At 62.5% G+C, this 18,781-nt stretch carries 19 protein-coding genes and 1 pseudogene; 10 read left to right on the top strand and 10 right to left on the bottom strand.

Features of this window, described 5'->3' with window-relative positions; all coding sequences use genetic code 11:
- Positions 1–2: 2 nt before the first annotated feature.
- The 5 genes from EUB48_RS14685 to EUB48_RS14705 all read right to left on the bottom strand — a co-directional run bounded on the left by EUB48_RS14685 (position 3) and on the right by EUB48_RS14705 (position 4,910).
- A complete protein-coding gene (locus EUB48_RS14685; protein WP_142819844.1) occupies positions 3–854 on the bottom strand; it encodes a carbohydrate ABC transporter permease in 852 nt (283 codons plus the stop codon).
- Positions 851–1,723, bottom strand: coding sequence for a carbohydrate ABC transporter permease (locus EUB48_RS14690; protein WP_142819845.1), 873 nt, complete (start codon positions 1,721–1,723; stop codon positions 851–853). Before EUB48_RS14690 ends, EUB48_RS14685 begins: the two co-directional genes overlap by 4 nt.
- A gap of 73 nt (positions 1,724–1,796) precedes the next feature.
- Complete coding sequence (locus tag EUB48_RS14695; protein WP_142819846.1) at positions 1,797–3,170, bottom strand: ABC transporter substrate-binding protein; 1,374 nt, start codon at positions 3,168–3,170, stop codon at positions 1,797–1,799.
- A gap of 40 nt (positions 3,171–3,210) precedes the next feature.
- The gene (locus tag EUB48_RS14700) at positions 3,211–3,963 is read right to left on the bottom strand and encodes a FadR/GntR family transcriptional regulator (protein ID WP_142821305.1); all 753 of its coding nucleotides are present in this window, start codon (positions 3,961–3,963) and stop codon (positions 3,211–3,213) included.
- A 5-nt stretch (positions 3,964–3,968) separates the two neighbouring features.
- Complete coding sequence (locus EUB48_RS14705) at positions 3,969–4,910, bottom strand: 2-hydroxyacid dehydrogenase (RefSeq protein ID WP_244618209.1); 942 nt, start codon at positions 4,908–4,910, stop codon at positions 3,969–3,971.
- 114 nt (positions 4,911–5,024) lie between these two features.
- Between EUB48_RS14705 and EUB48_RS14710 the strand changes: the two genes are divergently transcribed.
- From EUB48_RS14710 to cutA, 9 genes are all read left to right on the top strand, one after another.
- On the top strand, positions 5,025–6,761 hold the full coding sequence (locus tag EUB48_RS14710) for an IlvD/Edd family dehydratase (RefSeq protein ID WP_142819847.1): 1,737 nt from the start codon (positions 5,025–5,027) through the stop codon (positions 6,759–6,761).
- Between the two features lie 104 nt (positions 6,762–6,865).
- Positions 6,866–7,942 (top strand): ABC transporter ATP-binding protein, encoded by a 1,077-nt coding sequence (locus EUB48_RS14715; RefSeq protein ID WP_142819848.1) that lies wholly within the window; start codon positions 6,866–6,868, stop codon positions 7,940–7,942.
- A 63-nt stretch (positions 7,943–8,005) separates the two neighbouring features.
- Positions 8,006–9,325 (top strand): ABC transporter substrate-binding protein, encoded by a 1,320-nt coding sequence (locus EUB48_RS14720; protein WP_142819849.1) that lies wholly within the window; start codon positions 8,006–8,008, stop codon positions 9,323–9,325.
- A 122-nt stretch (positions 9,326–9,447) separates the two neighbouring features.
- Complete coding sequence (locus tag EUB48_RS14725) at positions 9,448–10,350, top strand: carbohydrate ABC transporter permease (protein ID WP_142819850.1); 903 nt, start codon at positions 9,448–9,450, stop codon at positions 10,348–10,350.
- Positions 10,347–11,228: a carbohydrate ABC transporter permease gene (locus EUB48_RS14730; protein WP_142819851.1), complete on the top strand. Its 882-nt coding sequence runs from the start codon at positions 10,347–10,349 to the stop codon at positions 11,226–11,228. The genes EUB48_RS14725 and EUB48_RS14730 overlap by 4 nt, the downstream gene beginning before the upstream one ends.
- A gap of 31 nt (positions 11,229–11,259) precedes the next feature.
- Positions 11,260–12,165 (top strand): 2-dehydro-3-deoxygalactonokinase, encoded by a 906-nt coding sequence (locus EUB48_RS14735; protein WP_142819852.1) that lies wholly within the window; start codon positions 11,260–11,262, stop codon positions 12,163–12,165.
- Complete coding sequence (locus tag EUB48_RS14740) at positions 12,162–12,800, top strand: 2-dehydro-3-deoxy-6-phosphogalactonate aldolase (RefSeq protein WP_142819853.1); 639 nt, start codon at positions 12,162–12,164, stop codon at positions 12,798–12,800. The genes EUB48_RS14735 and EUB48_RS14740 overlap by 4 nt, the downstream gene beginning before the upstream one ends.
- Positions 12,797–13,579: an SDR family NAD(P)-dependent oxidoreductase gene (locus tag EUB48_RS14745; RefSeq protein ID WP_142819854.1), complete on the top strand. Its 783-nt coding sequence runs from the start codon at positions 12,797–12,799 to the stop codon at positions 13,577–13,579. Before EUB48_RS14740 ends, EUB48_RS14745 begins: the two co-directional genes overlap by 4 nt.
- A gap of 16 nt (positions 13,580–13,595) precedes the next feature.
- Positions 13,596–13,964 (top strand): divalent-cation tolerance protein CutA, encoded by a 369-nt coding sequence (gene cutA, locus EUB48_RS14750; RefSeq protein ID WP_142819855.1) that lies wholly within the window; start codon positions 13,596–13,598, stop codon positions 13,962–13,964.
- 85 nt (positions 13,965–14,049) lie between these two features.
- On the opposite strand, the gene EUB48_RS14755 is transcribed toward cutA, so the two are convergent.
- Positions 14,050–15,357, bottom strand: coding sequence for an MFS transporter (locus EUB48_RS14755; protein WP_142819856.1), 1,308 nt, complete (start codon positions 15,355–15,357; stop codon positions 14,050–14,052).
- Positions 15,358–15,409: 52 nt separating this feature from the next.
- Positions 15,410–15,889, bottom strand: coding sequence for a MarR family winged helix-turn-helix transcriptional regulator (locus tag EUB48_RS14760; protein ID WP_142819857.1), 480 nt, complete (start codon positions 15,887–15,889; stop codon positions 15,410–15,412).
- A gap of 167 nt (positions 15,890–16,056) precedes the next feature.
- Between EUB48_RS14760 and EUB48_RS14765 the strand changes: the two genes are divergently transcribed.
- Positions 16,057–16,545, top strand: a complete 489-nt coding sequence (locus EUB48_RS14765; protein WP_244618444.1) for a PaaI family thioesterase — start codon at positions 16,057–16,059, stop codon at positions 16,543–16,545.
- A gap of 16 nt (positions 16,546–16,561) precedes the next feature.
- Here the strand turns inward: EUB48_RS14765 and EUB48_RS22050 are convergent.
- The 3 genes and pseudogenes from EUB48_RS22050 to EUB48_RS14780 form a co-directional block, all read right to left on the bottom strand.
- Positions 16,562–16,630: pseudogene (locus tag EUB48_RS22050) on the bottom strand (DUF2501 domain-containing protein); the annotation flags it as partial.
- A 10-nt stretch (positions 16,631–16,640) separates the two neighbouring features.
- Positions 16,641–17,288, bottom strand: a complete 648-nt coding sequence (locus EUB48_RS14775; protein ID WP_142819858.1) for a c-type cytochrome — start codon at positions 17,286–17,288, stop codon at positions 16,641–16,643.
- A 47-nt stretch (positions 17,289–17,335) separates the two neighbouring features.
- Positions 17,336–18,769 (bottom strand): cytochrome C, encoded by a 1,434-nt coding sequence (locus EUB48_RS14780; RefSeq protein WP_244618210.1) that lies wholly within the window; start codon positions 18,767–18,769, stop codon positions 17,336–17,338.
- Positions 18,770–18,781: the final 12 nt, after the last annotated feature.

An 18,781-nucleotide genomic window follows, 5' to 3' on the forward strand; every position in this document is an offset into this window, starting at 1 on the left:
GTTCAGCTCTTCACGGCGCCGGCCGTGAGGCCCGACACCATGTAGCGCTTGAAGGTGTAGTAAATCGCCACCGGTGGCAGTGCGTAAATCAGCCCCGTGGCCATGAGCAACTCCCAGGGCGAGTCGTCGGCCGACAGAAAACTGCCCAGCGCCACCGCCAGCGTGATGGTGCGATCGTTGGACAACAGCAAAAACGCAAACAGGTACTCGTTCCACGCCAGCAGCAGCGCATAGGTGCCGACCGCCACCAGCGACGGCACCATCAGCGGCAGGTACACGAGCCGGAATAGTTGCAGCGCCGACGCGCCGTCCATTTTGGCGGCCTCGTCCAGCTCAAAAGGCAACTTGTCAGAAGCCTGCTTGAGTACCCAGATGCAATACGGCGCCGCAATCGTCACCATGGCCAGAATCAGGGACCACTGGCTGTTCAACAAACCATAGTTGCCCATGGTTTTGTACATCGGAACTGCCAGGAAGGCGGCCGGGATGAAGTACGTGAACAGGGCCAGATTCATGACCGTTCGCCCGCCTCGCACCTTCAGGCGGCTGATGGCAAAAGCCGCTGCGGTCGACACAACCAGGGTCAGCAGGCCCACGGTGACCGCAATGAACAATGAATTCCAGAACTGCAGCCAGAAGTGATTCAGGTAGAAATGCTGCTCCGTCAGCACGACCTCGAAGTTGTGCAGGGTCGGATGCGTGGGCCAAAGATGTCCCGAGGTCGCCGTGTCGCGCGGAGAAATGGCGAACAGGACCATGTGATAGACCGGAATAATCGTCCACAGGAACAAGGGGATGCCAATCAGCAGCAGCTTGGCCTCGGTCGCGACTGCCTTGAATGTCAGTCGCTTCATTTGGACAACCGTTTCATCATGAAATAAATCAGCGGCAGCACCAGCGGCATGGCCACGACGATGGACGCCATCGACAAATCCACCTGGTCCAGCCTCAGGTAGCGGATGCCCAGGGTCGCCAGCACATGCGTCAGATCAGCCGGCCCGCCCCCCGTGAGCAGGTACACGCTGTTGAAGTCGCCCAAGGTCCAGATCATCGACAAAATGGTGGAGGTCAGGTACAGCGTCCTCATGGAGGGCCAGGTGATAAATTTGAATTTTTGCCAGTTCGAGGCGCCATCCACCGAGGCGGCTTCATACTGCTCGGCCGGAATCGACAAGCGCCCCGCAATCAGGATCAGGGTCCAGAACGGCAGGGATTTCCAGATGTGCATCAGAATCGCGCACGTCAACGCAAGCAGCGGGTCGTTCAACCAGTTCGGGCCATCGGCACCGGTCAGGCGAAAGATCAGCGAATTGACCACACCCCAATCCGGATTGAGCATGAAACGGACCGACAAGATGGTGGGGATCGAGGGCATCGCCCATGGCAGGATGAACAGCACCGAGAGCCACTTGATCCAGCTTCGGGTTTGCACAAAAAAACCGGACAAGGCCAGCGCGATCAACATCTTGATGTTGACACCGATGATCAAAAACACCAAGGTGTTGAGCACCGTGCGCACAAAAATGGGATCTTCAACCAGCTTGACGTAGCTGTGTGGATGACGCGCCAGCCACAAGCCGTAGCCCACGGGATAAATCACAAAGACAAGAAAAATCAGGAGATAGGGCACCACCAGCACCAGCCCCCAGAATTGCCATGAAGACATTCTCCGGGCTGCTGCTAGAGCAGGCGGCCGCCCCTGATCGAGAGTAATTGTGCTCATGGTTCTTGCATGGTTGCAGTCGCCCCACCGCAGGGGCGACCGATACGACTCTATCGTAGGTGGATGTTCTCGCCTAGCCAGCGATGGTCTTGATGCGCGCGATCATTTCATCAACGGCTTTGTCCACCGGAACCTTGTCGTTGACAACACGGTTCATGGCCTTGGCCCACACATTTTCGTTATTCACAATGGTGAACTTGTAGTTCTTGGTGAACTCAAAGTTCACCGTTCCGGCCATAAACTGGTTGTATACCGACAGGCGATGCCGATCGGCCTTCCAGAACGGGCTTTGCTGCGCCACCTTGGTGACCGGGAACCAGCGGCCCAGAGAGCCTTCCACATAAGGCGTCAGGTTTTCTTCCTGCAGCAGGAAACTGACGAACTCCTTGGCACGCGCCTTGTTCTTGGAGTCCTTGAAAATCACGCCCGTTTTCACGGCTGCACGGTACTGCATCTTGCTGCCGTCCGGTTTGTTCGGGAAGCCGGCCGTGCGAATCAGCTCATAGTAGTTTTTCTTGGCGATGGCGCGCTGCTCGGGCTTGAGCGCTTCGTTGTTCATGTCGTCCAGCCATTTCGCCGCGATCGAAATCGTCGCGTTGTGCGTCATGATGGTGGTCTTGTTGTGGAAGGCCACATTGTTGTCCGGGTCCTTCCAGCTGGTGGACGACGGCGGGGTGCAGCCTTCAACGTAGGGTCGGGTGTAGTCGGTCAGCGCGCCGATCAGGCCCGTGCGCACCTTCGGATCGTCCAGCAGCAGCTTGCCGTTGTCGTCGACCATATGCACGTTGTATGCATCAGCAAATGTCAGGAACGAGTAGAACGAGTCGCTACTGTCAACGCCCATGGGCACGCCGATGCCGTAGGTGCGCGAACCGGTCTTCTTGCGGTAGGCGGGCTGCACCTTGTTGCACCAGAACGACCAATAGCCTTTCCAGTCCGTCGGAATGTCGGATTCCTTGTAGCCGGCCTCATTGAGCATGTCGATCCAGTACTCGATGTGCATGGTCTGCTGCTTGAGCGGGAAAGCGTAGTAGGCCTTCTTCTTGGTGACGTTGTTGTAGAGATAGGTGGTCCCCAGCGCGCTGGGTTCAAACCTGTCCTTGATCGGGTTGATGACGTCGCTGATGTCCTCGAGCTTGCCGTCGTACGCCCATTTCCCGGTGACCTGAAAGTCGTAGACATCCGAATAGGCCACGTCGGGCGGGCTGCCCGAATCCAGTGCCGCCACCGTCTTGGGAATGGTGTCCTGTATCGCGTACTGGGAGAGCTCGACCTTGACCTTGGTCTTGGCCTCGAACTTCTTGATCGCGGCAAACAGCGCGTCGTCCTCGGATTTGTAAAACCCCTTGACCCACCATACGGTGAGCGTTTCCTGGGCGCTCGCATACCCGGACGCCATCAGCGCCGCGGTCATGAGCGCCGCAGTGGCAACTAGCTTGAACTTCATCAGTGTCTCCTTTGTGGTTGTTGAGGGAAAACTTGTTTCGTCATACAGGTGCCGCCGCCTTGAGCTGCAGTGCGGGCCGGCCCAGGCGCGGCAGACGGCGGCGCGAGGCGAGCACCTGTTCGATATCCTGGTGTGCACCATCGATGAGCACCAGGATCGCCTGTTCGGCGCCGGGTGGGTTCCGGGCAATCACGGCATCGAGCACGGCACGGTGCAGCGGCAGGGAACGGCGCGGGCCGTTCTTCTTGCTGGTGGATATCTCGAAGCTGGTGCGCAGCAAGGCGCCCAGTGCCTTGCTCATCTGCACCAGCAGGCGGTTGTGCGAGGCGCGCAGCAATCCCTGGTGAAAACGCAGATCGAAGGTCACATAGTCCCCGCCCTGCAGCACAGCACGCTTCATGCCGGCATAGGCGTCTTCGATGCCCGCGATATCTTCGTCCGTGGCGCGCTCTGCGGCCAGCCGAACCGCGGCCGGCTCGACGACACGGCGCAGGTCCTGCAGGTCACGAATGAATTCACGGCTCAGCCCCACCCTGGATTGCCAGGCGATCACGTCCGAATCGAACCAGTTCCAGTCATCGGACGGCAGGACGCGGGTCCCCACCTTCGGGCCGGTGTGAATCAACCCCTTGGCCGCCAGCGATTTGACGGACTCGCGCACCACCGTGCGACTGACCCCAAGCTCCTCGCACAGCAGAGGCTCGGGCGGGATCGAGCTGCCCACCGCATAGCGACCGGCCACGATCGCCTCGCCGAGAAAATCGACGGTGTTGCCGTGCACGTTCTTCATCATGGCCGTCATTGCGGCACCGGTGTGAGCAGGGGCTGGCCCGCGAAATGGGCCTGCAAATTGCCAAAAGCCAGATCCGCCATGGCGCGGCGCGTCTGCCAGGTCGCGCTGGCCACGTGCGGCGTCAGCACCACATCGTCGCGCGCGGCCAGCGCGGGCGGTACATTCGGCTCGTCTTCAAACACATCGAGCGCCGCCCCGGCGATCTGCCCCTGCTCCAGGGCGTGGATCAACGCGGCCTGATCGACCACCGAGCCGCGCGCGACATTGATGAGGTAACCCTTGGGCCCGAGTGCCGTCAGCACTTGCGCATTGATGAGCCCGCGCGTCGCGTCTCCGCCCGGCGTGATGACCATCAGGAAGTCGACCTCGGCCGCCAGCGCCTGTGATGTAGGGTAGTAGCGGTAGGCCGTTGCCGGTTTTTCACGACGCGCCGTGTAGGCGATGCTCATGCCAAAGCCCTCGGCGCGGCGCGCAATGGCCTGACCAATGCGCCCAAGTCCGACGATGCCGAGCCGCGCGCCGCTGACCTTGCGGCCCAAAGGCGCCGGGCCGCCCGGCCACTGGCCGGCACGCACGAACCGGTCCGCTTGCGGGATGCGCCGCGCCACAGCAAGCAACAGCGCCAGGCCCATGTCGGCCACGTCGTCCGTCAGCACGTCGGGGGTATGCGTGACCGGCACGCCACGCTCGCGCGCTGCCGCCACGTCCACACCGTCGTAGCCCACGCCAAATACGGAGATGACCTCGAGCGCCGGCAACTGGTCCATCAGGCCCCGCGGTACTTTGGATTCGCCACTGGCGGCAATGGCACGGATGCGCGGCGCGGCCGCCGCAAAGGCGACCGGATCGGTCTGATGCAGGCGATCATGCACCACATAGGCGGCCCGCAAGGCTTCCATATAGGGTGGCCATAATTTCGCAGCGACCAGGATTTCGGGTTTTGACAAGGGCACACTCCAATTGGCGCTTTACAGATCACGGCAGATTGCTTATGGTATTACCATAATACGATCACGCCCTCAGGGTATTCCCCAAAATTCAACTTTTTGAGTATTCACATCATGAGCCAATCACCGAAGAAAAAACCCGAAGAACTCCGCAGCCAGCAATGGTTCGGCCGCCAGGACCGCGACGGCTTCAACTACCGCAGTTGGGTCAAGGGCAAGGGCGTGCCGCATGACCAGTTCGACGGCCGCCCGGTCATCGGCATCTGCAACACCTTCAGCGAACTCACACCCTGCAATTCGCACTTCCGCACGCTGGCCGAGCAGGTCAAGATCGGTGTGTACGAGGCCGGCGGCTTCCCGCTCGAATTTCCGGTCATGTCGCTTGGCGAGACGCTGTTGCGCCCGACCGCCATGCTGTACCGCAACCTGGCGTCGATGGACGTGGAAGAAAGCATTCGCGGCAACCCGCTCGACGGCGTGGTGCTGCTGATGGGCTGCGACAAGACCACGCCCTCGCTGGTGATGGGCGCGGCCAGCGTGGACCTGCCGACCATCGGCGTCAGCGGCGGGCCCATGCTCAACGGCAAATGGCGCGGCCAGGAACTGGGCTCGGGCACCGGCGTGTGGAGCATGAGCGAGCAGGTGCGTGCCGGCACGCTCAAGCTGCAGGATTTCTTCGAAGCCGAGAGCTGCATGCACCGCAGCCACGGTCATTGCATGACCATGGGCACGGCGAGCACCATGGCCAGCATGGTGGAAGCGCTGGGCATCGGGCTGCCCGGCAACGCGGCCTATCCGGCGGTCGATGGGCGCCGCAACGTGCTGGCACGCATGGCGGGACGGCGCGCCGTCGGCATGGTGCACGAAGATCTGAAGCTGTCGAAAATCCTGACGCGCGAGGCGTTTGAAAATGCCATCAAGACCCTGGCGGCGATCGGCGGCTCGACGAATGCCGTGATCCACCTGATTGCGATGGCCGGGCGCATCGGCGTGAAGCTGACGATCGATGATTTTGACCGGCTCGCGGGCGAGCTGCCGTGTCTGGTGAATCTGCAGCCATCCGGGAAATTCCTGATGGAGGACTTCTGCTATGCCGGCGGCCTGCCCGTCGTGCTGAAGGAGATCGCGCAGCATCTGCACCTTGGGGCCGTCACGGCCAACGGCCTCACCATTGGCGAGAACATTGCCGACGCGCAGAACTACAACACCGAGGTCATCCGGCCGCTGGCCACGCCCTTCAAGGAGAAGGCCGGCATCGCGGTGTTGCGCGGCAACCTGTCGCCGCGCGGCGCGGTCATCAAGCCCAGCGCCGCCACGCCCAGGCTGATGGTGCACAAGGGCCGCGCCGTGGTGTTCGAGAACATCGAGGACTTTCACCGGCGCATCGACGACGAGTCGCTCGACATCGACGAGAACTGCGTCATGGTGCTGAAGAACTGCGGGCCCAAGGGCTATCCCGGCATGGCGGAAATCGGCAACATGCCGCTGCCGCCCAAGATACTGCGCCGCGGCATTACCGACATGGTGCGCATCAGCGACGGGCGCATGAGCGGCACGGCCTACGGCACGGTGATCCTGCACACCGCGCCCGAAGCCGCCGCCGGCGGGCCGCTGGCCGTGGTGCAAAACGGCGACATGATCGAGCTCGACGTGCCGCGCCGCGTGCTGCACCTGCATGTGAGCGACGAGGAACTGGCGCGCCGGCTGGCCCAATGGAAAGCCCCTGAGCCGCCCATGTCGTCGGGCTACTGGAAGCTCTATATCGATCGCGTGCTGCAGGCCGATGAAGGCGTGGACCTGGACTTCCTGGTCGGCCAACGCGGCTCCTTCGTGCCACGGGACAACCATTGACCGGATGCGACGTGTGGGACTAACACGTTGGTTGATGCTGATGACATTCTGATTCTTTCATGCTACAAAGGTTCAGGGTTCAAGAAAGCCTCATCAAGGAGAGCATGGCTGCCGTTCAAATCAGAGGGGTCGAAAAATATTTCGGCGCAACCCATGTCATTCGTGGCGTGAACATCGACATTGAAGATGGGCAGTTCGCCGTGCTCGTGGGACCATCAGGCTGCGGCAAATCCACCCTGCTGCGCATGATTGCGGGCCTTGAAGAAATAGGCGGCGGGGAAATCATCATCGGCGGCAGGGTGGTCAACAAGATGATGCCCAAGGAGCGGGACATCGCGATGGTGTTCCAGAACTACGCGCTATACCCGCACATGACTGTGCGCAACAACCTGGCGTTCAGCCTGATGCTGGCCAAGCAGTCCAGGGCCATGGCCGATGAGCGGGTCATGAAGGCCGCCGACATTCTGGGCCTGGTCGATCTGCTCGACCGCTTTCCGCGCCAACTGTCTGGCGGACAGCGTCAGCGCGTAGCCATGGGGCGTGCCATCGTGCGAGACCCCCAAGTGTTCCTGTTCGACGAACCCTTGTCCAACCTTGACGCGCAACTGCGGGTACAGATGCGCACCGAGATCAAGGAGCTGCACCAGCGCCTCGAAACAACCTCCATTTATGTAACGCACGACCAGATCGAGGCCATGACCATGGCCGACAAGATCGTCGTGATGCGCGACGGCATTGTGGAGCAGACTGGCTCGCCGCTGGAGCTGTACGACCGTCCGGCCAACCGGTTTGTGGCAGGCTTCATCGGCTCCCCAGCCATGAATTTCCTGCCCGGTGTGCTCAAGCGCAGCGCCGGCACCGCCACCGTGGAGTTCCGTGACGGCCTGTCCCTGCCCGCGCCGATCCATGCGGGCGGCGAGGACGGTCAGAGCGTCATTTACGGCACCCGGCCCGAGCACATCGATCTGGCCGGCGCGGGCGATGGCATTGCGACCGAAGTGGTGGTGGTCGAGCCCACGGGAGCAGATACCCAGATCTTCACCAAGATCGCAGGTATCGAGGTCACCAGCGTTTTCCGTGAGCGTTATGCGTTCAGGCCCGGTGAAACCATCCGCCTGCGACCCGACCCCGCACGCGCCCATTTGTTCGATGCTGCCAGCGGAGTGCGCCTGGCAGGCTGAGTGTTTGACGGCGCCCGGTGGCGCCCGGTTCTTGTTGCTTGACCCAAACTAAAGGAGACGTCCATGTCCGGTTTCAATCGTCGTAAATTCCTCAAGAAAACATCGGCAGCGGCCAGCGCCGCCGCGGTCGCGCCCATGCTCTGGCCACTACCGGCCCGGGCCCAATGGAACAACCAGCCCGAAAAGGGCGCCAAGTTGCGGGTGCTGCGCTGGAGCCAGTTCGTGCAGGGCGACATCGACGCCTACATGGTCAACGTCAAGAAATTTATCGATAAAACCGGCATCGAAGTGCGTGTCGACAGGGAAGGATGGGAAGACGTGCGTCCGAAGGCGGCAGTCGCCGCCAACACCGGCGCCGGGCCCGACATCATTCTGTCGACCAACGACGACGCCAACCTGTACCCCGAGAAGCTGCTCGACGTCACCGACCTGTGCGAATACCTCGGCAAGAAATACGGCGGCTGGTACCCGGTGTGTGACGCCTTCCTGCGCCCCGACGGCAAGCACTGGATCGGCGTGCCGCTCGGTTCGGCGGGCTCGATGATGGTCTACCGCGGGAGCATGTTGAAGGCGGCGGGCTTCGACAGTTTCCCGAAGGACACGGACGGTTTCCTGAAGATGTACAAGGCGCTGAAAGAAAAGGGAACCCCCGGCGGCATGGCGCTCGGCAACGCGACTGGCGACGGCCTGTGGTGCAACTGGCTGGTTTGGGCGTTCGGCGGCAAGCTCGTCGACACGAACAACAAGGTGGTGATCGACAGCCCCGAGACGATCAAGGCGCTCGAGTATGGCCGCGAGCTGTACGCCAACTTCATCCCCGGCACCTTGTCGTGGCTGGACCCGAACAACAACAAGGCCTTCCTGGACGGCCAGATCAGCGTCACCAACAACGGCATCTCGATCTACTACGCGGCGAAGAACTCACCCGACCCGAAGCTCAAGGAGATGGCGCTCGATATCCAGCACGCCTCGTTCCCCATCGGCCCGGTCGGCGTGCCGACCGAGTCACAGCTGTTCTTCAACCAGATGATCATGAAGTACACCAAGTACCCGAAGGCGGCCAAGGAGTTCCTGCGCTTCATGATGGAGCAGGAACAGTACGACCCCTGGCAAACGGCCGCCGGCGGCTATGTCGCGCCGGCGCTCGCGGCCTACGCGAAGGGCGCCGTCTGGACCTCCGATCCGAAAAACACGCCTTACCGCGATGCGGTCAAGAACATGCGCCCTGCCGGCTACGCCGGCAAGCTCGGCTATGCATCGGCCGGTTCGGCGGCCGACTTCATCGTTGTCAACATGGTGGCTGAAGCAGCGAGCGGCGCAAAGACGCCAAAGGAAGCGGCAGAGCGTGCGCAAAAGCGTGCCGAGCGCTATTACAAGGTCTGACGGCGCGTGCCTGTTGACACCCCTTTCACCGAGAATCCGACAACCCAGGCTGCCCGGGCGGGCAGCCTGGGTTGCAGGATGATTCGCCTTTCTCTTCCCGGCAGGAACGACTGAACGCCGCCATGCTGCAAAAACTGCAAAACAGCCGCAACGCCCTGGGTTTCATTTTCATGCTGCCGGCCGCACTATTGCTGGTGTTGTTCCTGACGTATCCGCTCGGACTGGGCATCTGGCTGGGCTTCACCGATGCCAAGGTCGGACGTCCCGGCGGCTGGATCGGCCTCGAGAACTACAAGTTCCTGCTCGGCGACAGCGTCACCCAACTTGCCCTGTTCAACACGCTGTTCTACACGACGGTCGCGTCGGTGTTCAAGTTCTTTCTGGGACTGTGGCTCGCGGTCCTGCTGAACCGCAACATCCGCTTCAAAACCTTCTTCCGCGCTGTCATCCTGCTGCCCTACATTGTGCCGACGGCGCTGTCGGCGATCGCCTTCTGGTGGATCTACGACTCGCAGTTCTCGATCATCAGCTGGGCGCTGGTCAAGATGGGGCTGATCGATCACTACATCGACTTCCTCGGCTCGCCGTGGAACGCGCGCTTCGCCGTCATCGCTGCCAACATCTGGCGCGGCGTGCCCTTCGTCGCGATCACGCTGCTGGCGGGCCTGCAAACGATCTCGCCCTCATACTACGAAGCATCGGCGATCGACGGCGCCACGCCGTGGCAGCAGTTCCGCCATGTCACGATCCCCCTTTTGACACCGATCATTGCCGTGGTGATGACCTTCTCGGTGCTGTTCACCTTCACCGATTTTCAGCTGATTTACGTGATCACCCGCGGCGGCCCGCTGAATGCGACGCACCTGATGGCGACGCTCGCGTTCCAGCGCGCGATCAATGGCGGTGCGCTCGGCGAAGGCGCGGCGATCGCGATCTCGATGGTGCCGTTCCTGCTCGCTTGCATCATGGTCAGCTTCTTCGGTCTGCAGCGCCGGACCTGGCAACAGGGAGGGACCGATAAATGAGTACTGCCACCACCGCCGACGTCGACTCCGCCGGCATGAGCTTTCTGGAATCCATACCGCGCCGCGCGGTAACGGTGTATCTGCCGCTGCTCGTATTCCTGTTCGTGCTGCTGTTCCCGTTCTACTGGATGGCCATCACCTCGGTGAAGCCCGATGCCGAGCTGCTCTCGCGCGAAGGCAACCCCTTCTGGGTAGTTGGCGCGACCTTGACGCACTTCCACAAGCTGCTGTTCGAGACCTCGTTCCCCGCATGGATGTGGAACACGGTACTTGTATCTGTCGTGGCGACCGCCTTTTCACTGGCGGCGGCGGTGCTCGCTGCCTACGCCATCGAGCGGCTGCGCTTTCGCGGCTCCAGGCACGTTGGGCTGGGGATCTTCCTTGCCTACCTGGTGCCACCGACCATTCTGTTTATCCCGCTGGCCAATGTGGTGTTCAAACTCGGTCTGTTCGACACGCGCCTGGCGCTGATCCTGACGTACCCCACCTTTCTGATTCCGTTCTGCACCTGGCTGCTGATGGGCTACTTCCGCTCGATTCCGTACGAGCTCGAAGAGTGTGCACTGATCGACGGCGCCAGCCGCTGGCAGATCCTGGTCAAGATCGTCCTGCCACTGGCGGTGCCGGGGTTGATCTCGGCCGGCATCTTCGCGTTCACGCTGTCGTGGAACGAGTTCATCTACGCGCTGACCTTCATTTCGTCGTCGGAGATCAAGACGCTGTCGGTCGGCGTCGTGACCGAGCTGGTGCAGGGTGATGTCTACCAATGGGGTCCGCTGATGGCGGGCGCCTTGCTGGGTTCCCTGCCCGTGGCCATCGTCTATTCCTTCTTCGTCGAATACTACGTTTCCGGCATGACAGGCGCAGTCAAGGAATAAGAGTGCACAGCGTCAAGGGCAAGGCTCTGTCGTGAAACATTTGCTCGCCGTCGATTGGGGCACCTCATCGCTGCGCGGCGCGCTGCTGGACAGGCACGGCAAGGTGTTGCAGGAGCGAACGTTTGCACGCGGCATCCTGACCGTGCCACCGGGTGAATTTGCTACAGTATTTGAAGCATGCTTCGAACCGTGGACAAGGGCTGCAGGCACTTTTTGCCTGATATCCGGAATGGCCGGCAGCCGCCAGGGCTGGGTCGAGGCGCCCTACTGCGCCTGCCCTGCGGGGCTCGACGACATCGCACGCCAACTGGTCTGGGTGACGCCGGGGTGCATCGCCATTGTGCCGGGCCTGCGCTGCGAACAGGACAGCATCCCTGACGTCATGCGCGGCGAAGAAACCCAGGTGTTCGGTGCGCTGCAACTGCTGGACCTGCGGGACGCCGTGCTGGTGCTGCCGGGCACGCACAGCAAGTGGGTGCGCGTGGCCTCCAACCGCATGGAGCACTTCACCACCTTCATGACCGGCGAGTTCTATGCGCTGCTGCGCCAGCATTCCATCCTCGCGCGCACCCTGCCCGGCGATGACGGCGACCTCGACGTGGACGCGTTCAACCAGGGCGTCGCGCTCGCCTTGCATAGCGCCAGCCTGCTGCAAACCGCCTTCAGTGCGCGCACGCTGTCACTGTTTGAACGCCTGCCCGCAGCGGCGCTGCCCAGCTACCTGTCGGGGCTGGTGATTGGCGAAGAATTGCGCACGCAGCCGCTGGAGGCCGGCGCGCAGGTGGTCCTCGTGGGCGCCGACACACTGACCCAGCGTTACGAGCTGGCGCTGGCGCAGCGCCGCGTGCCGGTGCGGCGCGTCGGCCAGGACGCCGCCTGGCGCGGGCTGTGGGCCATTGCCAGCGCCCTGTCGTCCTCTCCCACAGGAATACCATGAACGCCCACGATAAATTCACGCACGCGCTGCGCGCCCTTCCCCTGGTCGGCATCCTGCGCGGCCTGTCGCCGCACGAAGCCCTGCCGATCGGCGAAGCACTCACGGGTGTGGGCTGGACGCTGATCGAGGTTCCCCTCAATTCCCCGCAGCCACTGCAAAGCATCGAAGCCATGGCCAGCGCCTTTCCGAACGCCCTGGTCGGCGCGGGCACCGTGCTCAGCCCGGGCGATGTGCGCAACGTTCATGCGGCCGGCGGCCGGCTGGTGGTAGCCCCCAATTTCAATGCCGCAGTGATCCAGGAGGCGGTGCGCCTTGGCATGGTCTGCCTGCCCGGCGTGATGACCGCCACCGAAGCCTTTGCCGCGCTGGACGCGGGCGCCACCGGGCTCAAGCTGTTTCCGTGCGAGATGATCACGCCCGCGGTGGTCAAAGCGCTGCGCGCCGTGCTCCGCACGGACACCCTGCTGCTGCCGGTCGGCGGCATCACGCTGGACAATATGGGCGCCTACCGGGCCGCCGGGGCCAGCGGCTTCGGCATCGGCTCGGCGCTGTACCAGCCCGGCATGGCGGCCCTCGCGGTCCGGGAGAATGCTATGAACTTCATAGCTGCCTACGAGGGTACCATCAGGGCATGAGCACTATTTCTTCACAAATTTCGTTCGGGCTGCAAGGCCGGGTGTGCATCGTCACTGGCGGTGCGCAGGGCATCGGCGAGGCCTGCGCCCGCCGCTTCGCGCGCGAGGGCGCCCTGGTCGTGATCACCGATGTGGACGACACACGCGGCCAAAAACTGGCGCAGGAACTCGGCGCCCTGTATGTGCATTGCGATGTCGGCGACAAGGCCCAGGTGGATTCTCTGGTGGCGCAGGCCATGGCCGCGCATGGCCGCATCGACGTGCTGGTCAACAACGCGGGCATCTTCAAGGCCGCGGAATTTCTGGACGTCGCCGAGGCGGATTTCGATGCCGTGCTGCGCGTCAACCTCAAGGGCTCGTTCCTGGTCGGGCAGGCCGTGGCCCGCGAGATGGCCAGGGTGCGCCGGGGCAACATCGTCAACATGAGCTCGGTCAACGGCGTGCTGACCATTCCCACGATTGCCAGCTACAACGTCAGCAAGGGCGGCATCAATCAGCTGACACGCGTGATGGCGCTGGCGCTGGCCGACCAGGGGATTCGCGTGAACGCCGTGGCGCCCGGCACCATCGCCACCGAACTCGCGGCCAAAGCCGTGCTGACCAGCGAGGAGGCCAGGGCCCGCATCATGAGCCGCACGCCGATGAAGCGCCTCGGCGAGCCCTCGGAAGTGGCCGACGTGGTCGCGTGGCTTGCCAGTGATGCAGCCAGCTACGTCACCGGCGAGATCGTCACCGTGGACGGCGGGCGCATGACGCTGAACTACACCGTGCCGGTGTAGCGCCCCAAGGGCCCGCATGCCGCCTGCGAACCCCGCTGAACTGGAAGGTATGACGCCCTATTGCATCGTTCTCACCACCGTCTCCGGCGAAGTGCAGGCGCAAGCGCTGGCGCGCCAGATCGTCGAAGCGCGGCTCGGCGCCTGCGTGCAGATCGACCGCGTCCAGAGCGTTTATCGGTGGGAGGGCCAGCTGTGCAGCGAGCCGGAATGCCGCTTGACCATCAAGACGCGCAAGGCCTGCTTTACGGCACTGGCGCAATTCATCCGCGCGCACCACGCCTATGAGGTCCCCGAGATCGTGCAGATTCCGGTAGCCGCCGGGTCCGCGGATTATTTGCGGTGGATCGATGAGGGCACGCAGTCAGGCGACGACCCGCCGCGCTAGCCGCGCTTCGGCGAATGGATCTGCGCCGCATTCGTGAAAGAACAAGCGATCTTCTTCGACCTGGCCAGAGATGACTCCCCCTTGTTCATGAGGCGCTTCTGACGGGGTTGACTGTCGCCATTGGCGCTACCGAGGGCCGGCGCATCGCCATCACGGCGATCGCCGCCAGCAGGCAGGCGCCGCCGGCGGCATACAGCGCCGGGGTGTAGGTCAGCAGCAGCGTGCGCGTCAGCCCCGCGCCATAGGCAGCGGTGGCGGCGCCGATTTGATGCGCCGCAAAAATCCATCCGAAGACGAGACCGACACGCTCCTTGCCAAAGCTCGCACCGGCCAGCTTGACGGTGGGCGGCACCGTGGCGATCCAGTCCAGGCCGTAAAACATGGCAAAAATCGACAGGCCGTAGAGCGTAAAGGTGGAATGCGGCAGCCAGAACAGCGAGAGGCCGCGCAACCCGTAGTACCAGAACAGCAGCTTGCGGTTGTCGTAGCGGTCCGAGAGCCAGCCCGAGAGGATGGTGCCGAAAAAGTCGAAGGCGCCCATCATCGCCAGCACCGATGCCGCAGGCACCGCCGTGAGGCCGTAGTCGGCGCACAGTGACACGAAGTGCGTCTGCACCAGGCCGTTGGTGCTCAGGCCGCAGATAAAGAAAGTACCGAACAGAATCCAGAACGTGCGGCTGCCCGAGGCTTCGCGCAACGCCACAAAGGGCGTGCGAAATGTCATGGCCGCCGCAGCGACGGGTGTGCTGCCGGGCACGAACGCCTCCCCGAGCGGCGCCAGTCCGATGTCGCAGGGCCGGTTGCGCACGAGGCACAGCGCGAGCAGCGCCACCAGCGCGCTGCCGATAAAGATCGGAATCACCGCATAGCGCCAGCCCGCGTGCTCGATGATCCAGGCGGCCAGCGGCAGGAAAGCCAGCTGCCCGGTGGCCGAGCTCGCGGTCAGCATGCCAATCACCAGCCCGCGCCGGGCGGTAAACCAGCGATTCGCCACCACGGCTCCCAGCACCAGCGCCGTCAGGCCGGTGCCCAGGCCCAGCATCAAACCCCACAAGATGAACAACTGCCAGAGCTGGGTCGCCAGCGTGGCCAGCGCCATGCCGCCGCCGACCAGCGCCAGTCCGGTGCACATCACGGCGCGCAGCCCCCAGCGCTCCATCAGCACGGCGGCAAACGGTCCCATCAGGCCATACAGTGCAAAGCGCAGCGCCAGCGCGGAGGAGATCTGCTCGTTGGTCCAGCCGAACTCGTGGCTCAGCGGCTGCAAGATCACGCCCGGCAGGCCCAGCGCGGCCGACATGGTGAGCATGGTGAGAAAGGTGACGGCCGCCATGACCCAGCTGTAGTGAATGCCGCGGCGTTGCAGCCAGATGGAGACTTGTTGGGCGAACATGCTCGTCCTCGTGAAGATTTTTTGGGAACTACGGATGCACTGCAGCGATGGGCTACGCTTGGGCGTTGCCGGAATCAACGCTAGAGAGCAGGTCGATCGACTCATCGATCAGGCCGTGCAGCGCCAGCACCCGCTGCGTGCCCAGCAGCCGGTTCAGGCTTTGCTGCGCCGCCCTCCAGTGATGCTGGGCCTCGGCGCGCTTGGCGCGCCCCTGCGCGGTGATGGTGACACTGCGGCTGCGCGCATCGCTGCCGGCAGACAGCTCGACCCAGCCGGCATCGACCAGCGGTTTGAGGTTGCGCGTCAGCGTGGACGCGCCCAACTGCATGGCTTTGGCAAGCTCGGTGGGGCGGACCGGCCCCAGCTTGAGGACGTGCGACAACAGCGAATACTGCGTCGTCCTGAGACCTACCTTGGCCATCTCAAGGTCGTAATGCTGGCCGACGTGCCGCATCAGCTGGCGCAGGCGCAGATTGGTGCAGCCCAGTGTTTTGAGAGCCGCCTGCGGGGACGGATCGAGTACAGCATTCATGGGATGAGTCCGGAGTTCATGCATTATACTTGTATCTACAAGCATTGTATATGCAACTAAAAAGGACTGCTGCCATGGACACTGCAACAAAGATGGGCACGACGGAATCGGACGCCGAACAGGCCCTGGCCCGGTGGAACAACCAGTTGAACGAAGTGCGTGGCCACATGCTGGCCGGCGGCGGCAAACCGGGCCTCGCCAGCCCGTCCATGGTCGCTGGCAAAACCGGCCTGGAAATCATGCAGGCCATGCTGGCCGGCGAACTGCCCTACCCGCACATCGCCGAGACGCTGGATTTTGCGCTGGTAGAGGTAGGTCCCGGTATGGCCGTGTTCCAGGGCACGCCGCAGCTCAAGCACTACAACCCGCTGGGCAGCGTGCATGGCGGCTGGTACGCCACGCTGCTCGATTCCGCCGTGGGCTGCGCCGTGCACACCATGATGCCGGCCGGACGCGGCTACACCACGGCCGAGCTCAGTGTCAACATCGTGCGCGCCGCCTCCATCAAGTCAGGGCCGCTGCGCGCCATCGGCAGCGTGATCCATTGCGGGCGCCAGCTGGCCACGGCGGAGGGCCGCATCGTCGGACCCGACGGCAAGCTGTACGCCCACGCCACCACGACCTGCCTGGTGTTTGAGTTGCCGAAGCAGGGCTAGTTTGGCCCCCGCCCGCTCACAGCATGGATTTGCCCTGAGCGAGGACCTTGTTGCAGACCCGCTTCGTGACCTTTGGCTTCAGGCCGCCACGCTGGTCATCGCGAGTTGCCCAGCGATTCCACGTAGCTCGCCACGGCCACCATGTCCGCTTCGGACAGGTTGTGCGTGACGCCTTCCATGATGGCGCCCCGGGGCCGCTGGCCTGTCAGCTTGAACACTTTGAGCTGCCGGACCACATAGTCCGCATGCTGGCCGGCCAGGCGTGGAAACTGGCCATTCCCATCGCCGCCTGCGCCGTGGCACGCACTGCACTGCGTCACGCCCTGCTCGGGCAAGCCACTGCGAAAGATCAGCTCGCCACGTGCATTCGGCGCCGTTTTGCCGGCTGCAGCATGCATGGGCTGCTGGCTTGAAAAATAATCGGCCAGTTCATTGATCTGCGTGGGAGTCAGATGCGTGAATCCCCACATGTGCTGGACTCCGGCGGGGTCGCTTCTGGTATGCCCCTTGAAGTCCGTCAGCTGCGAGACAAGGTACTCCTTTTGTTGCCCAGCGAGTCTCGGGTACAGGGGGGAAACTGATTCTCCCGTAATCCCATGGCACATCGAACATACTTTTTGAACCAGTGCCACCCCTGTCAGCGTCGATTCGTCCCCGGCGTGGTCGTCGACTCCCGCGCATCCCGAGAGCGCCAAGGCCAGCACGGACAAGACAAAACCTGATTTCTTGAAGTATTCAATCATGTTGATTCTCTTCGGGGAGTTCGTCGAGCGAGCTTGCAGGAGGCATTTCAAAAGGCCGCCCACAGGTAAAGGAAGGTCGTATTGTTGTCTTTGGCGTTGCGGCCATTGCCGTCGTAGTTGGTACTGGCTCCGTTGAACCGGGTGAAATAGTTGTATTGCAAGCCAATCCGCACATTCTGAATCGGCATCCAGAAGATTTCGGGTGTCCACATCTGGGTGTTGGGAACATTGCTCTCACTGCCGAAGTTCGGAGTGCCCGAGGGGTAAGCCAGCGCGTCGGCACTGCCGTTCACATTGGTATAAGCCAGGCTGGCACCATACTGGGCCCGGTAAACATAGCTGCCCTTCAACTTGAATGAATTCAGTGTGGCGGGGCCGGCGTAAAGGTTCTGGGTATCGTCGTTGATCCGTTCATGGATATACCGCATTTGGGCCGTGAAGGTATGGGGATAAAGCAGATACTGATACTGCGCATCCACGCCGACATCCCTGTATTGGGTGCTCGGGCCGAAGATGGGGAAGTTGTTGGAATCCAGCGGAAGGACCTTCGCGTTCATCGCAAAGGCGCCGAGCATGACGTTGTGGGCATCCCACTCATGCGTATAGGCGAGGCGCATATAGGGGTTGCTGCCACTCAGGTAGGTGAGCGGGTGATCCGGATCGCCCGTTCTGCTGCCCAGACTGAGAAACTGCCAGAAGTTTTTCGCGGTCTGGTAAGAGGTCAACTCGGCGTAAAAGGAGTTGTTCAGGTACACATAGGCGCCGACGCCTGCGAGTTGCTGCTGGCTTTCGAGAAAGGTCGAAACAGGGGCTCCGGAAAAGGCCCCAAGCGTGGTGGCCAGATATGGATAGCCCCACGCCGGGGATGAATTCCACACGTCTTGTACGGTCGGGTTGTTGTGAAGCGTCACGCCCCAAATGAAATCGGTGTTGGCGTCTACCCTGCGGTCGGCATACCGGAGGTCAAAATTATCGGAATGCGCGAAGCCGAGCCAGTTGCCCTGCGCGTCCTGCCTGTCGTGAACGTTGTAGGTGAACTGCGCAAAGCCGCCAACATTCTCCGTGACCTTGCCCGCAACAAATACGCTCGCAAAGTCGGCGATGAACTTCTCGTCTTTCGGGGAGAGGGTGCCGCCGGCGCCATCATCGTTGTTCGCCGTTTTGGTCATATCGCCAACGATCATGGCGGCCAGTGGGTTGCCACGAACTCCATTGGTGTAACCCGTCAGCTTGAAGAGCCGTCCATAAGGCGTGAGTTCAGGAAACTGGCCGCCCGCGTGACAGGCGACGCAACTCTGCCCGGTTTGGCGGGCGAAGGACGGAACTGCCTGGGCGGACTGGCTGAACACCAGACACAGCAGGATCGACCCAGGCAAATAAAGCTTCGAAAGCGCCTGGAGAAACCCCACCTTTATTTTGGTCAAGCCCGTGCATCGTTCGTCGCCTCGATCAAAGGCGCTTCCTGTCAGGTCGCAATGCATGGCATCCCTCCA

The sequence above is a fragment of the Rhodoferax sediminis genome (assembly GCF_006970865.1).
Taxonomy (GTDB): Bacteria; Pseudomonadota; Gammaproteobacteria; order Burkholderiales; family Burkholderiaceae_C; genus Rhodoferax_A; species Rhodoferax_A sediminis.

Bases quoted from the DNA above. Each gene is read 5' to 3' on its own strand.
- EUB48_RS14775 (WP_142819858.1), bottom strand. From the start codon at position 17,288: ATGATTGAATACTTCAAGAAATCAGGTTTTGTCTTGTCCGTGCTGGCC.
- EUB48_RS14760 (WP_142819857.1), bottom strand. From the start codon at position 15,889: ATGAATGCTGTACTCGATCCGTCCCCGCAGGCGGCTCTCAAAACACTG.
- EUB48_RS14685 (WP_142819844.1), bottom strand. From the start codon at position 854: ATGAAGCGACTGACATTCAAGGCAGTCGCGACCGAGGCCAAGCTGCTG.
- EUB48_RS14720 (WP_142819849.1), top strand. From the start codon at position 8,006: ATGTCCGGTTTCAATCGTCGTAAATTCCTCAAGAAAACATCGGCAGCG.
- EUB48_RS14695 (WP_142819846.1), bottom strand. From the start codon at position 3,170: ATGAAGTTCAAGCTAGTTGCCACTGCGGCGCTCATGACCGCGGCGCTG.
- EUB48_RS14765 (WP_244618444.1), top strand. From the start codon at position 16,057: ATGCTGGCCGGCGGCGGCAAACCGGGCCTCGCCAGCCCGTCCATGGTC.
- EUB48_RS14740 (WP_142819853.1), top strand. From the start codon at position 12,162: ATGAACGCCCACGATAAATTCACGCACGCGCTGCGCGCCCTTCCCCTG.
- EUB48_RS14700 (WP_142821305.1), bottom strand. From the start codon at position 3,963: ATGATGAAGAACGTGCACGGCAACACCGTCGATTTTCTCGGCGAGGCG.
- EUB48_RS14780 (WP_244618210.1), bottom strand. From the start codon at position 18,769: ATGCATTGCGACCTGACAGGAAGCGCCTTTGATCGAGGCGACGAACGA.
- EUB48_RS14710 (WP_142819847.1), top strand. From the start codon at position 5,025: ATGAGCCAATCACCGAAGAAAAAACCCGAAGAACTCCGCAGCCAGCAA.
- EUB48_RS14755 (WP_142819856.1), bottom strand. From the start codon at position 15,357: ATGTTCGCCCAACAAGTCTCCATCTGGCTGCAACGCCGCGGCATTCAC.
- EUB48_RS14745 (WP_142819854.1), top strand. From the start codon at position 12,797: ATGAGCACTATTTCTTCACAAATTTCGTTCGGGCTGCAAGGCCGGGTG.
- cutA (WP_142819855.1), top strand. From the start codon at position 13,596: ATGCCGCCTGCGAACCCCGCTGAACTGGAAGGTATGACGCCCTATTGC.
- EUB48_RS14690 (WP_142819845.1), bottom strand. From the start codon at position 1,723: ATGAGCACAATTACTCTCGATCAGGGGCGGCCGCCTGCTCTAGCAGCA.
- EUB48_RS14715 (WP_142819848.1), top strand. From the start codon at position 6,866: ATGGCTGCCGTTCAAATCAGAGGGGTCGAAAAATATTTCGGCGCAACC.
- EUB48_RS14730 (WP_142819851.1), top strand. From the start codon at position 10,347: ATGAGTACTGCCACCACCGCCGACGTCGACTCCGCCGGCATGAGCTTT.
- EUB48_RS14725 (WP_142819850.1), top strand. From the start codon at position 9,448: ATGCTGCAAAAACTGCAAAACAGCCGCAACGCCCTGGGTTTCATTTTC.